General features: G+C 72.0%; 8 protein-coding genes and 2 pseudogenes. 5 read left to right on the top strand and 5 right to left on the bottom strand.

All coding sequences use genetic code 11. The annotated features are described in order from the left end of the window. Positions 1 to 31: 31 nt before the first annotated feature. From PHK61_RS31020 to PHK61_RS31010, 3 genes are all read right to left on the bottom strand, one after another. Complete coding sequence (locus PHK61_RS31020; protein ID WP_420791469.1) at positions 32 to 1,342, bottom strand: ISL3 family transposase; 1,311 nt, start codon at positions 1,340 to 1,342, stop codon at positions 32 to 34. Between the two features lie 256 nt (positions 1,343 to 1,598). Beyond that, positions 1,599 to 1,946, bottom strand: a complete 348-nt coding sequence (locus tag PHK61_RS31015; protein ID WP_274284899.1) for a hypothetical protein — start codon at positions 1,944 to 1,946, stop codon at positions 1,599 to 1,601. 1,092 nt (positions 1,947 to 3,038) lie between these two features. After that, positions 3,039 to 5,165 (bottom strand): wax ester/triacylglycerol synthase domain-containing protein, encoded by a 2,127-nt coding sequence (locus PHK61_RS31010; protein ID WP_274284898.1) that lies wholly within the window; start codon positions 5,163 to 5,165, stop codon positions 3,039 to 3,041. A 399-nt stretch (positions 5,166 to 5,564) separates the two neighbouring features. On the opposite strand from PHK61_RS31010, the gene PHK61_RS31005 reads away from it, so the two are divergent. Then, complete coding sequence (locus PHK61_RS31005; RefSeq protein ID WP_274284897.1) at positions 5,565 to 7,022, top strand: serine hydrolase domain-containing protein; 1,458 nt, start codon at positions 5,565 to 5,567, stop codon at positions 7,020 to 7,022. Between the two features lie 1,019 nt (positions 7,023 to 8,041). Beyond that, the gene (locus PHK61_RS31000; RefSeq protein WP_274284896.1) at positions 8,042 to 8,965 is read left to right on the top strand and encodes an SAM-dependent methyltransferase; all 924 of its coding nucleotides are present in this window, start codon (positions 8,042 to 8,044) and stop codon (positions 8,963 to 8,965) included. 813 nt (positions 8,966 to 9,778) lie between these two features. Here PHK61_RS31000 and PHK61_RS30995 read toward each other — a convergent pair. Then, positions 9,779 to 10,579 (bottom strand): alpha/beta fold hydrolase, encoded by an 801-nt coding sequence (locus PHK61_RS30995; protein WP_274284895.1) that lies wholly within the window; start codon positions 10,577 to 10,579, stop codon positions 9,779 to 9,781. Here PHK61_RS30995 and PHK61_RS32200 point away from each other — a divergent pair. Then, a pseudogene (locus PHK61_RS32200) lies at positions 10,478 to 11,359 on the top strand (AfsR/SARP family transcriptional regulator); the annotation flags it as partial. The gene PHK61_RS30995 and the pseudogene PHK61_RS32200 overlap by 102 nt on opposite strands. Before the next feature lie 18 nt (positions 11,360 to 11,377). On the opposite strand, the gene PHK61_RS30985 reads toward PHK61_RS32200, so the two are convergent. Further along, positions 11,378 to 11,953 carry a hypothetical protein gene (locus PHK61_RS30985; RefSeq protein WP_274284893.1) on the bottom strand — a complete coding sequence of 192 codons (576 nt, stop codon included), beginning with the start codon at positions 11,951 to 11,953 and terminating at the stop codon, positions 11,378 to 11,380. A gap of 219 nt (positions 11,954 to 12,172) precedes the next feature. Between PHK61_RS30985 and PHK61_RS32255 the strand changes: the two are divergent. Both PHK61_RS32255 and PHK61_RS30975 read left to right on the top strand, forming a co-directional pair. Next, positions 12,173 to 12,472 (top strand): annotated as a pseudogene (locus PHK61_RS32255) (hypothetical protein); the annotation flags it as partial. Between the two features lie 250 nt (positions 12,473 to 12,722). Continuing rightward, positions 12,723 to 13,787 (top strand): hypothetical protein, encoded by a 1,065-nt coding sequence (locus PHK61_RS30975; RefSeq protein ID WP_274284891.1) that lies wholly within the window; start codon positions 12,723 to 12,725, stop codon positions 13,785 to 13,787. Positions 13,788 to 13,922: the final 135 nt, after the last annotated feature.

The raw sequence follows: 13,922 nt of genomic DNA, 5'->3' as shown, positions 1-13,922 counted from the left end.
CCCCGGGACACGCCCGGAGCTTGAGAACCAGTTACACCGTCAGTCGGACAGTCCCCAGCAGGGATCTGATCCAATAGTTGAGCGGGTTGCGGAACCCGAGGGCGTTGCGGCGTAGGGCCTCGAGCCGGCCGTTGATGGCCTCGGTCGGGCCGTTGGAGGCGCGGCGGTCGAAGTAGGCCAGGACGTCGTCGCGGCGCCGCTGCAGGGTCCGGCCAAGCTGGGCGAGCTCGTCGAGCCCGGCTGGCAGTCCGCGGCGCAGGCTGTCGATGACTGCTGCGAGCAGGCGGCGGCCGTGCTGGGGGTCGGGCTGGGTGTAGGCGTCGATGATCCGCTGGTAGGCCCACCAGGTCACTTCGACCGCGACGTGCTGCTCGGCGGCGAACACCGCGGCCAGCCGGGTCTTCTGCTTGTCGGTGAGCAGCGCGAGTCTCGTGCGCAGTGCGCGGCGGACCCGGTAGAGCGGGTCGCCAGCGCGGCCGCGGTGCCCGAGGGTGTCCTGCTGGACCCGCAGGCGGCACAGGTCGAGCTTCGCGCCGGCCAGGGCGACGACGTGGAACGGATCCATCACGGTCACCGCATCCGGGAGAGCGTCCGTGGCGGCGGTCTTGTAGCCGCCGAACCCGTCCATCGCGACGACCTCGACCCGATCGCGGAAGCCCTGCTCGCGGGCGGCCAGCCAGTCGGCCATCGCCTTCGCTGACCGGCCGGGGACCAGGTCGAGCAACCGCGCGGGCCCCTGACCGGCCACGACGTCGGTGAGGTCGACGATCACGGTGACAAACCCGTCGCCGTCGGCGTGACGAGTGTGGGCCCACCGGTGCTCGTCCACCCCGATCACCCGCACCCCGTCCAGCCGCGCGGTGTCGCCTGCGAGCAGCATCCGAGTGGCCGCGACGGCGATGCCGTTGACCGTGTCCCACGACCGACCCAGCTCCCGGGCCACCGCCGCCACCGTCAGGCGATCCACCGCCAGGCGACGCAGCACGTACCCCGCGCAACGGCGCGTCGTCGTCCATCCCGGCTGGGCCACTATCGAGGTGTCGGCGGTGAACACTTCCCGCTCGCACCCGCCGCGGGTGCAGCGGAACCGAGGGACCCGAACCCGCAGCTGGGTCGGATGCCCGGCCAACGGCAGGTCGGTCAGCCGCCGCTCCACGGCGTCCCGATAGGTACCGGCGACTCCACAGCCCGGGCACCTCGCCGACCCGTGAGCGACCAGGTCACACCACAGCACCGTGGTCTCCCCGTCGAGGGCGGCGTCGGTGATCCGCACCCCGAGCTCGACGGTCCTGACGATCGTGTCGGCCACGACCTGGGCAGGCGTGGTCGTAGGGTGCGGCACGCGGGTCCCCGAGCTGTCGATGAGATTGGCCTAGGAACCTTCATCATCAACTTCTCGGGGCCCGCCCTACCGCACCGACACGGCCTCACCAGCCCGGTCGATCACGGCCTCCCGTGCACTCAATATCCGGAAGAGCCCGTTTAAGCGGCTGGGTCGCGGATGTACGGCTGGGCGGAGAGGTGAGGGAAAGCGAGCAACCTGCAACCTGACCGAGCTGCCGCGTCAGGATCAGAGGTACTACGTGGAATCCGGCTGTCTACACGCCCCGGGCGCTTGACGTCCCTTGGCGATCGATGACCGTAGCCTCGCGCACTGGCGCTAGGTTGTTGAGCGCGTCTTCTACGTCGAACTCTGGATGTTCAGGGGGCGGAGCTAAGGGATTCTCCCCACCGACTACTTGCTTGTGCTGCCGGAGCAGCGAAGCCGAAAAGGGGTCCTCCTCGTCGAACATCCGTTTCCGCGCAAGTGCGAGGCTATTCATCTCTTCTCGATGCTGGTCCCACTGAATCTTGAGTGCGAGTAGCTCTTTTAGGACCCGAAGGCTGCCGTATACGCTAGCGGCGACGATGCCGAACGGTGTGCCCTCCTGGGCGACCTCAAGCACGGTGGTCAGCGGACTTGCTAGCGTGCTCTTGCGGACGCGTAAGACACTAGCTCCTCTAGCTTCTTCGGATAGCCACCGAGGCCCGTAACGCTGCTCCAACTCCGTAAGTTCCCGGGGACCCGGACGATTTCCTCCTGAACGCCGCTCCATCCCACGCCTGCTGTCGCCAGCGGGATCGACGAAGTATCCCGCACTCGCCATATAGCAATACTTCCACAACATCAGCAGGTTCCCCTGTTGCTCCATTAACGTTGAAAGTGGAGGCGCCTCCCCCAGATCCAACGTGACGGTCAACCGTTCCAAGCCGGAATCAAGATCGTCGCTCAGAGTCATCCTGCCTCCAGTTGTTAACGCGCGAGAAGAGACGCCGCCGCCCGGCGAAGCCCCCGAGTAGTATCAGTACGCCGATCCCGGCCACAACAGATTGTAGAGCACTGATCGTCAGGCGTGCGAGAAGCACAGATGACGGCGATAGCCGATGACTTCCGAAAAGGAGATTGAGCAGCAATGAGCGACGCGGCCCGCGAACTTGAGACCTGCGAGGACCGGCGGAGCGCTCCTGTGTGACCAGGCAGGATCGCCCGTATGGAGCTGCAACCCGGCAAAGTCCGCGTCGGCGCCGTGGACGTTGGCTCTGTAGCGCGCGGGAACTTCGGCTGTTACGCCGCCGACGTTGAGCTGGGAGGGGCCGTACCCGGCGGTGGCTACTGTCCGGCCGGTCAGGGTAGCGCTCCCTCGAGCGCGGTCGACGCCGTCCGTGTGGCGCTCTCCCACGGACGCCTAGGTGGGCGAGCTTGCCGGCGGGGCGGCGGGGCTCGGTGCCTCCGGCCGCGGCGGTGGAAGCGGTGCTGGGCCGCGAAGTCGTCGGCGAGGGGAGGCCCGGACGGCAGATCGATCTCGATCACGAAGCCTCGTTGCACAGCGCGCGCGGAGGCTGGGCGAGGGAACTCAAGTGGCTGGTTCTCGCGTAAGGAGCACCCGTCGGTGCGCTCGCACCGCGAGCCCACGGAACGCCGCTTCGTCGGGTCCGCGTGCCGTGCGATGCCTGACGTACAAGCCGGTTATCGGACGTCGCGCTTTGCCTGCTGACCGTCACACGACCGTTGCGTAGCGCCTAGATCCGGTTCGAGTTGAGCCCGCCCAGCCAGCACTTTGCGGTCCGAGCAGTGGTAGACCGCCACCTCGTCGTCGCGGCCGCCGAGCTCTCCAGCTTCGAGCCGGAAGAGCTGGTCGAACTCGGTCGACCCGCAGGTCGGGCACCTCTCCGGCCGGTGCACGCCCATACCTCACGCTACTGGGCCCGCGTGGGCGGAGGGGACGCGCGCGGTCACTCCGTTGAGCGAGGACTCGAGATTCATTCGCCCTTGGAGTTGGGCCCTGCTCGACCAGGGCTCGGAGAACGGCGAGGTCGCGCTGCCAGCGTCGCCGCAGCGCCTGCCGCACCACGGGTGCGAGCAGGCGGAGCGCCCCGTGCGGCCGGAGCTCGGCGCGGAGCCGCACGTGTGATCGCCCGTCGAGGGGCACGACCTCGCCCTCGAAACACGCGTCGAGCCGGACCCCGCTGCTCGTGGCCGTCCAGGCCCGCGGCGGGTCGAACCCGCGGTACTGCACCACACCGCTGCCGGCTCTCGTGTGGAAGCGGTAGCGCGTGCCGGCCCCGATCGGACCGTCGGTCAGCAGCTTCACGTCGTCGACCGCGGAGTTCCACGCGGTCGCGTTCCGTGGATCGGTGCAGTAGGCGAACACCTGCTCGGCGCGGCGGTCGATGTCGGCGGCCGCCTCGAGGACAGTGCGGCCGCGCTGGAGCGGCCGCGCCGGTACCGGCGGCGGGCGTGCCCCGGAGCGGGCCAGGTCCACCAGTTCGGTGAACGACCGGGCGATGCCGTCGGTCAGCACGTCCAGGTCGGTCATGTCGGCGTCGGCGTTGGCCGTCACGGCCAGTTCCCCGGCGTAGGAGAGCGCCGCGACCGTGAGCGGCACGAGCGGGGCCATCGGGGCGATCGGCACGACCTCGAGCAGCCGGGCGCCGGCCAGCCAGAGCGGCCGCGCGGGCCCCGGCACGTCGGTGACGGACACGGTGAGCCGGCTGCTCCCCACGCGCCGGGCCGAGCACAGCAGCCACCGCGACAGCGGCGTCGGGAGGTGGAGGTCGGAGAAGTCGCCGCCGGCGGCGCGCAGTCGCGCCTTGCCGAGCGCCGTCGCCCGGCGCACGAGCGCGGCGCGGCGCAACGGGCCGGGCTCGCCTACCGGCAGTTCGACGATCAACATCGCCGCGACCTGCCGTCCCGCGGCGCCGGCGGCGCCGGTGGCGGCGGGCACGGAGGCGCGCAGCACGAGCCCAGGTGTGGCCTCGCCGCGGGCGGCCAGGAGCCGCCGCAGACCACCGGTCACGGCGGCGAGCAGGAGGTGGTTCACCGTCATGTCCAGGGCGTGTCCGGTGTCCCGGAGCTCCTCCATCGACCGTCGCACGACACCCAGCCGGCGCCCCGGGCCGATGTGGCGCGACAACGAGGTCGCCGGCTCCGGCCCGGCGAAGCCGGTCATCGCGTCGCGCGCCTCGCGCAGGCCCGGCCGCGCGGGTCTCGGCCCCTCGGCCGGTCGGCGCCCGTGCCGGCCACGCCGCCGCAGCGCGGCCCCCGCCTCCTGCAGCCGCCGGCGCACGAGGTCGCGGTGCGTCGGCAGCGCCATTGTTGTCGGCGTGGGCGCATCCGTCACAGACGTTCCGGGAGCGGGGTCGAGCAGCGCGCCCGTGAGCGCCACACCGGTGAGCCCGTCGGCGAGGATGTGCGAGACGACGATGAGCATGGCGAACCGGACGTCGTGCAGCCCGTGGTGCAGCCCGTCGATGACCTCCGCCCGCCACAGCGGCCGGTTCCGATCCAGCGGCCGGGTCGCCCGGTTCGCCGCCCAGCCGGGCAGGTCGGCGCCGGGGGGCAGGGTCGTGGTTTCGATGTGGTCGAGCGGGTCGAAGCCGGGATCCGTCACCCAAAGCGGCCGGCCCTCGCCAAACCGCGTCCAGAAGACCCGCCGCCCCAACGCCGGAACCCGGTGCGCACGCGAGGCCAGCTCCCGGCGGACCCGGAGCACGTCGACCGCACCGTCCGGGCGCACCAGGGGTCCGCCGTCGAACGTGCCGAGCAGCGCGACCTGCATCGGGGTGTCCTCGTAGTCGAGCCACGCGTACATCAGCTCGTCGAGACGCAACCGAACCGGATCCACGACCTCACCCTGGAGGATCGGCGAACACCGGCCAGGGCCCAACGCCCCGTCCGAGGCCCTCGACGCCGCGGACGACCACGAACGGCGCACCCTCGAGCGGGTCGACCATCCCGAGCGGGCCAGCCGGCCGCCCTCGCGGGCGAAGATCTCGCGGGCGCAGCCGTCGTGGACGCACCGGTAGCGCCGAACCTGCGGGGTGGACAGGTCGTGCCACAGCTCACCCCAGCTGGAAGGACCGATGTGCATCTTCGGGCGCCGCTTGGGGCTCTGGGGCAGCGCACCGGAGGCGGGCGGCTCGGTCTCGGAGGGACTTTCGGCTCCGGTGCTCGGTCGCGACTGAGCGCAGTCTCCGGCTTCCACCGGCCCGGAACCAGGACCCGGAATCAAAGGGGGCGAGCCGTGGTCCCCACCGACCATCTCGACACGCTCGACGCGGCTTCGCTGACCACGAGGGTCGATGCGGTGCTGAACCGGTGGCCCACCGCCGGGCTCGCGGTGGGGGTGGTGCGCGACGGGTCGCTGAGGTGGTTCCACGGACACGGAGTCGCGGACGTCGCCTCCGGCACCCCGGTCACCGCGGACACCGTGTTCCGCGTCGCCTCCATCACCAAGACCGTCACCGCGATCGCGGTCATGCAGCTGCGTGATCGCGGGCTCGTCGACCTCGACGCGCCCGCGGCCCGGTATCTGCGCGCGTATGCACTGATCCCCGCCCGGACCGGGTGGCGCCCGGCCACGATCCGGCACCTGCTCCTGCACACCGCCGGAGTCCGCGCCGTGCGCACCCCAGCCGACCTGCTGCGATCGGACATGGGCTGGGGCACCCCCAGGTATCGCTCGGCGCCCTCACCCGCCGCCTACTACGGCCGGGGCCTACGCCTCGACCTCGAGCCCGGCACCCGATGGGCGTACTCCAACCACGGCTACGCCGTGCTCGGGCAGATCATCGAGGACCTCACCCGCACCCCGCTCACGGCCTACCTGCGCGAGCACGTCTTCGACCCGCTCGGCATGACCAGCACCGACCTCACCCGGTCCGACCGCGTGCGTCCGCGCCTGGCCACCGGCTACGAGATCGGCCGCCGCGGGCTCCAAGCGGTCACCGACCGCGAGATCGTGACCGCCGGCGCGAGCGGGATCTACTCGACTATCCGCGACATGGCGCGCTACGCCGCCGCGCTGCTCGGCGGTGGCCGCAACGACCACGGGCGGGTGCTGGCCGCCGACACCCTCGCCGAGATGTACGCGCCCCATCACCAGCCCGACCCTCGGCTGGCGGGCATGGGCCTGTCGTTCTTCCGCGGCCAGGTCGGTGGCCACCGCACCGTCGGCCACGACGGCATCTGGAAGGGCTTTCGTTCGGACTTGCTGCTCGCCCCCGACGACGGCCTCGGCGTCCTCGCCTTCGCCAACACCAGCCACTTCGACCCCCGCGGGGCGCCGACACCGGTCACCCAGGCCCTGCTCCGCGGTCTTCTCGGACTCCCCGACGACGTGATCCGCACCGACGTCCCCGAGCGGCCCGCAGTGTGGCGCCAGCTCTGCGGCCGGTACTCCTTCGGCCCCGGCAGACTGCTCGACCCGCAGCCGCGGATGTTCCTCGGCTCCGGAGTCGAAGTCCTCGTGCGCGGCGAGCGGCTCATCATCCGAGGGCGCACGCCGATACCCGCGGTGCGCCGCGGACTGCGCCTGCACCCGGTTCCCGACGACACCGACCTCTTCCACCTCGACCTCACCACGCTCGGCCTCGAACCAGTGCCGGTCGCCTTCGCCCGCGGACCGAGGGGCGAGGTCACCGCCCTGCACACCGGCCTCCTACCGATATCCCTAACCAAGAGGCCCGACACCCGACCGTGACCGGACCAAGACGACCCAGCAGGAATCTACTCAAGATCAAACAGGTCGAATTCGACGGTGCCCGTTCTCGACCGACCTGCCAGTCCGCACCACAAATCAGCCCATTCGGCTCTTAGCATGGCCGTTTCACGCGCGACATAGAAGCCGGTTATCGGAACGTGGCGAGGCACCGCTGCCGGCCCGGGCGCGGGTCGGCGTAGACGATCGGCGCGGTCTGCAATCACTCACGTCGGGAGCGGGGGCGGGCTGCGCTGACGACGCTTGCGATGCCGATCCTGGTAGCTGCGCCCGCGAGGATGATGTAACTCCACATCGCCGCCTCCAATGGTACTTGGCGACTCCCCATGTTCTTTCGCTGCCGGCCCGCGTTGGAGTCGGCAGAGCGCGCGACGGTAGCGAGGCCGCCGCAGTGACACAGTGAGCGCTGCAATGCTCGCCACCACCGACATCGGGTCCATCTCCAGCGGCTGGAAGAGATCAGTCTTGCGAGCGTGGTGTGGCCGCGGTTCGTGGGGACCACGGCCGAGCGCACCGACGACGAGCGCGGCGACGCCGGCCCGGACGCGACTGGGAGGTGAACGAGCACAGCGTCGGCTGACACGTCGAGCGAACAAGCCGCGGCGCGAGATCAACCCGTCGACTTTCCCCCAGACTTGTCCACAGCTGTGGAGGGTTTCGTCGGTGAGCGGCTGTATCTAGTCGAGCGACGGTCGGGTGAATCGGAACTGAACGTCGAGTGGTCGCTTGTAGCCGGCGAGCGGGTCACGCCGCCGTTACTGGATGCCCCCTCGGAAGATCATCACGGAGGGCCGCGGAACTGGAGGCCACCTCCCTGGGGCAGCTCGTCGCGGTGCTGCCCAACACGAGGACGACGTAGCGGTCACTCGCCGGTATCCTTGTGCGGCGAGCCGGCCTCTTCCGGCCTCGATAGACCTGACGGCGGTGTCGTCCTTCCCGCCCCACCAGTGAGGATGTTTCATCCCGGAAGTATCGCTGGGGGCGGGGGTGCTTTGGGCGCGATGAGCAGCCGATGTCGGACGGCGAGGCGATCGTCCTGGCGGGCGTGGTGGAGTGCCTCCGCGAAGCGCGAGGAACTCCCGGCGAGGGCAGGCACCGAGCCGACCTGCCGCGGGTCGCTCCCGGCAGCACCGACACAGCGCTGGTGGGAGGCCCGGGGAGGGCAGGCCGTCACGCCGAACGCGGCCCGGGTCGGCGACTACCTCCTCGGCGGCACGCAACACCTGCCCGCGGACCGGGCCTTCGCCCGCGCCCTGGAGGCGCGGGCCCCGGACGTGCGCGGTGTGTGCCGGGCCGTGCGGGCCTTCCTCGGCAGAGCCGTGGTGTTCTCCCTGCAGCGCGGCATCGATCAGTTCCTGGTGCTGGGCGAAGGGCTTGTTACCGACGGCGACGCGCACGAGGCCGCCCGCGTGCTGAACCCGACCGTGCGCATCGCGGTCGTCGACCGCGACCCGGTCACCACCGCGGTGAACCACACTTGCCTGCTGCTGGTCCCCGGGGCGGTGGCCGCTCGAGCCGACCTGACCCGGCCCGACCGGGTCCTGCAACTACCGGACGTCCACGCCGTCCTCGACCTCTCCCGCCCGGTCGCGGTCCTGGTCGGCGGAGCCCTCGCCGCATTGTCGGACCGTGACGATCCCCGCGGTGTCGTCACCGGATACGCGGCCGGGCTCAGCGCCGGGTCCTACCTCGTGGCCTGGCACACCTCAGGCGACAACTGGTCCCACGCCGAGAGGGCCGCGAGCATGTGGGCCGAGCACGTCGGGCCCGCGCCGCTGTGGAGCCGTGGCCAGATGCAGGACTGCCTGTCCGGGCTGGACCTCGTTCCTCCCGGCATCATCGACGCCACCGCCTGGCATCCCCGCCGAGCCACCCCTGCCCGCGGCGAACACCCCGGTGTCTACGTCGCGGTGGCACGACTCTGACCAACACCGCCCACCGGCCTACTCCGAGGCCCGCGCCCAGAACTCACCAGGTCGCTGCCGCGGGCAGCCGTATCGCGCAGGGACTGCAGGCCGCGATCGCCGCAGTCCGCGAGGACGCCCCTCGAGGAAGAGCGTCTGACCGCTCGAAGCGAGCACGAGCGATCGGCCCAGGCCACCAACGCCGACGACTCCTGGTCGCCGCATCGCGGTCGCCGAGCTCGGCGGGCGCCTGGAGTTCATCCGCCCGAACTGCCCCTGGATCAACTGCACGACTCGGGCACCGATGTTCAACCGCATCAGGACCTGGTCCATTACCTCGCCGCCGACGTTCTCGAAGTCGACGTCGACGCCTTCGGAGGTAGCGAGGTCGAGCTGCTCGCGCCAGTCCGGGGCGGTGCGGTCAACGCAGGCGAGGCGAAGCCGAGCTCGTCGACGACGGAGCGGCACTTCTCGGCTCCGCTCGCGACCCCGACGACGCGGGAGCCGCGGGCGGCAGCGAGTTGCCCGGCGACCGACCCGACCGCACCGGCGGCCGCGGACACCACGACCGTCTCCCCCGCGACCCGGGCGAGCGATGTCGATGCCCAGGTAGGCGGTGAGCCCGGTGTGCCCGAGCACCCCAGCGAACGCCGACAGCGGCGCGGGCAGCGGGTCGGGCAAAAGGTACCGGGTCCGCACCAGCGCCTGTCCGGGCTCAAGGTCGTGGCCTGAAGCTTCCAGCCTTTCGACGCCGCGGAGCCCGGGGCACCCCAGCTTGCGTGGCTCGGCCCCGGCGCGCGTGTCCCGTCAACTCGGGGCTGCTGCGGTTGCTGGTCAGGTCTCTCGGATGAAGGCGCTGATGTCGGCGGCGACCTGGGCGGGTCGCTCCCAGTTGGGGCAGTGCCCGGTGTCCGGGTAGAGGGTGAGCCGGGATCGGGGGATCGCGGCGGCGACCGCGATTTGCTCGGCCACGGTGAACAGGGCGTCCTGCTCGCCGCCGAGGACGAGGGTGTGCGCCGTGATCCGCTCGAGCTCGGCGGCGTCGTCGACCTCCACCAACCCGGCCAGCGCGGCGCGCCACACCCGGGCCGGGGCCTTGCGACTCTCGTCGACGAGGGTGTCGAAGAAGTCCTCCGGGACGGGCTGGTGCAACGTGCTGGCGGCGAACTCCCGGGTGAAGTCGGCGGGGACGGGGTCGGGGAGGTCGCGGACGAGGTCGGCGACCTCACGCAGCACCGCGTTGTCGGCGCTGACCGCGGTGCCGATGAGCACGAGCCGGCGGACCAGGTCGGGTCGCTGCTGGGCCACCCGGCGGGCCACGAAGCTGCCCATCGAGTGCCCGACGAGGGTGACCTCCGCCTGGCCGAGGGTCTCGATCAGCGCCGCGACGTCGGCCGCGAGATCGTCGATCGCGTAACCGCCGGCCGGGCGGTCCGAGTCGCCGAAGCCCCGCAGGTCCATCGTGACCGCGCGGTGGTCGGCGGGAAGCTCGGCGAGGACCCGGTGGTAGGAGTATGCCGAGTCCGGCCAACCGTGAACCAGCACGACGGTCTCCTCGGTGGCGGGCGGGCCCTGCTCGACGTAGTGCAGGCCGACCCCGGTCGGCAGCCATGCCCGCGTGGCGGTGGTGTCCATGTCACTGCTCCTGTCGTGGTGTGCGCTGACGCGGGCCAAAGCGTGCGGGGGTCGCCTGCGCGGGCGCTGTCGTCCGGCTGTCGGCTGCCCACGCCCCCGCGGCGGGGCTACGGTCCGCACGTGCGGATCCGGGTGCTCGGATCACTCGAGCTGGTCGACGACGCCGGGTCGGTGACGGCGTTGGGCTCACCGACCCAGCGCCGACTGCTCGCCCTGCTGGTCGTAAACCGGGGTGCGGCGGTGTCCGCGGACCGGATCGCGGAGGTGCTGTGGGCGCGGCGCCGCCCGGCGCACCCGGCCAACGCGTTGCAGGGTCAGGTGTCGCGCCTGCGCCGCGTCCTCGGCGCAGATCAGCTGGAGACCCGCGCCCCGGGTTATCTGCTCGCCGTGCCGGGCACGGCCACCGACGCGGGCGAGTTCGAGGAGCTCGTCGCCCGGGCCCGGGACGCCGTGGCCCGCGGCCGGTCCGACGACGCGGCCGCGCTGATGGACCGGGCGTCGGGTCTGTGGCGCGGCCGGGCGTACGCAGAGTTCGCCGACGAGGAGTTCGCCCGCGCCGAAGCCGCCCGGCTCGACGAGCTGCGGACCACCGCCGAGGAGGACCGGGCCGAGGTCGAGCTGGCACTCGACCGACCGACCGCTGCGATCACCCGGGCCGAGTTGCTGGTCGCAGCACACCCGTTCCGCGAACGGGGGCACACGCTGCTCATGCTCGGGCTCTACCGCGCCGGTCGTGTCGCCGAGGCGCTCAAGACATATCGCGAGTACCGCGACCGGCTCGACGACGAGCTGGGCCTTTTACCCTCGGCGGCCGTGGAGGAGCTGCACGGGCGGATCTTGCGCCAGGATCCCGACCTGGACCACCGGCGCCGGATTGCGCCGGCCGGAGATCCGTACGAGCAGCCCTCCGAGCAGGCGACGGAGCCGGGCCGAGAGCACCGCCCCCCGCTGCCGCCCCTGATCGGGCGGGCGGACGACCTCGACGAACTCGGGGGGACGCTGCGGCGAGCCCGGCTCGTGACGCTCGTGGGCGCCGGCGGCGTCGGCAAGACCCTGCTCGCGCGGCATGCGGCTGCGCTGCGGACGAGCGAGTTCCCGCACGGCACGGCCCTGGTCGAGCTGGCCGCGGTCCGCGACCCCGCCGCCGTGGTCGACACCGTGAGCACCGCGCTGGGGATCGCACAGCGCGCCAGCCTGGCGCCGGCCGCCCGGCTCGTCGAGTACCTGCGCCCCAAGCAGCTGCTGCTGGTGCTGGACAACTGCGAGCACGTGATCGAGCAGGCGGCCTCGCTCATCGTGGACGTCGTCAGCGGCTGCCCCGGGGTCACGGTGCTTGCGACCAGCCGCGAACCGCTCGGCGTGGTCGGCGAGCACGTGCACTCCCTCGCCCCGCTGGCCGTACCCTCGGCCGCGCTGACCGACCCCGGCGAGGCGGCCGCCGTGCCCGCGGTGCGGCTACTGCTGGACCGCGCCGCGGACGCCGCCCCCGGCTTCGCCTTCGAGCCGGCCCACGTTGCGTCGATCGCCGAGATCTGCCGCCGACTGGACGGGCTGCCGCTCGCGATCGAGCTCGCCGCGCCGCGCCTGCGCGCCATGAGCCCCGCCGAGCTTGCTGCCCGCCTCGACGCGCGGTTCCTGCTGCTGCGCGGGGTTCGCCGGGGCGTGGCCGAGCGGCAGCGCACCCTGCGCGCCGTGGTCGATTGGTCCTACGAGCTGCTCGACGAGCTCCAGCAGCGAGTGTTCGCTCGCCTCGCGGTGTTCGCCGGAGCCTTCTCGCTCGTCGCCGCCGAACAGGTGTGCGCAGACCTCGTGCCCGACCGGTGCGAGGTCGCCGGGATCGTGCTCGGCCTGGTCGACCGGTCCCTGGTGGTCGCGCACGCCTCGCGCGCCAGCGGGAGCGGCCGGTACGCATTGCTGGAGACGATGCGCGCGTACGGCCGTGACCGCCTCGCCGAACGCGGCGAGGCCGACCGCGCGTCCCGCGCCCACGCCACCTGGGCCGTCGCGCTGGCCGAGACCGCCGAGCCCGGGCTGCAGGGCCCCGAGGAGGCACGCTGGGTCGAGACCGTCGCCGCCACGACCGACGACCCGCGCGGCTCACCGCTGGACCCTCGACCACGACCTCGACCTCGCGGTCCGGCTCGTGGCATCCCTGTTCTGGTACGCCGAGTTCCGCAGCGCGGAGATGCTCGACTGGGCCAGCCGCACGGTTCGCGCGGCCGAGGACGCCACCTTCACCCACCCACGGCTGCCGGTGCTGTACGCGATGGCCGCGGTCGCGCACCGGTTCCGCGGCGACCTCGCGCGGACCGCGACCCTGGCCGCCACCGGGGTCCGGCTCGCGGACGGATCACGCGCCGGCTGTGCTCCGCGCAACATCCTCGCCGACGTCGCATTCTTCGAGGGTCGCCTCGACGAGGCCGAGGTGCAGTTCGCCGACCTCGCCCGCGACACCGAAGCTTCCGGCGACCGCTACGCCCTCACGGTCGCCCTCTGGATGCGGGCTCTCACCCGGGCGTACGGCGGCGACCGTCCCGGAGCGCTCGCATTCGCCCAGCAGGCCCAGACCGAGGCCCACGCCCTCGAGAACCCCTCCATGATCGCCTGGGCCTCCTACGCCGAGGCCGAAGCGCTCCTGGACAGCGACCCGGGCAGAGCACTCGACCGGCTCGAGCAGGCCGCGACGACGGCCGCGTCCGTCGGTAACCGCTACCTCGACGGCGTCGCCCGCATCTCCGCAGCCAGCGTCCGCGCCCGCCACGGCGACCCCGTCCTGGCTCTCGGCCAGTTCCGCGACGCCCTGGTGCTCTGGCACGAAGCCGGCGGGTGGACACAGCTCTGGACAGCGATGCGCTCGGTCATCGACCTGCTCACCCGCGTCGGCGCCGATCACGACGCCGCCGTGCTTCACGGCGCGGTGACCACGAGCCGCACCGCCCCGCCCGCCTTCGGCTCCGACGCTGAACGGTTGCAGGCCAATCTGAACACGCTCGCCCACCGGCTCGGCCCCGAGCAGCTCGCCGCCGCACGAAATCACGGCGCCGAGCTCGACGACGACGACGCCGTCACCGCCGCCGTGGCCGCCATCGACCACGCCACGGTCCACGGCCCCGCCATCGGCCCCGACCGGCTCGACCAGCCCACCCACGGACTGACCGGAACCGGGCCCGAATCGTCAGCCCGCGCTGCCCAGGAGCACGAACGCTGAAGCTCCAAACGACCTCACGCCTGCCACCGAGGCGCGCGCGGGCGAACGTCTCCGACCGACCAGTTCGGAGGCTTTGCCGGCTCTTCCGGAAATGGAGTGCAGCTGAGGGTGTGACCGGGCCGGGAGCTGGGGTCG

The sequence above is a fragment of the Actinomycetospora lutea genome (assembly GCF_028737205.1).
GTDB lineage: Bacteria > Actinomycetota > Actinomycetes > Mycobacteriales > Pseudonocardiaceae > Actinomycetospora > Actinomycetospora lutea.
This window is presented reverse-complemented; position numbering and strand designations above follow the sequence as displayed.

Excerpts from the sequence above, each read along its gene's own strand:
- PHK61_RS30995 (WP_274284895.1), bottom strand. The coding sequence starts at position 10,579 with ATGGACACCACCGCCACGCGGGCATGGCTGCCGACCGGGGTCGGCCTG.
- PHK61_RS31000 (WP_274284896.1), top strand. The coding sequence starts at position 8,042 with ATGAGCAGCCGATGTCGGACGGCGAGGCGATCGTCCTGGCGGGCGTGG.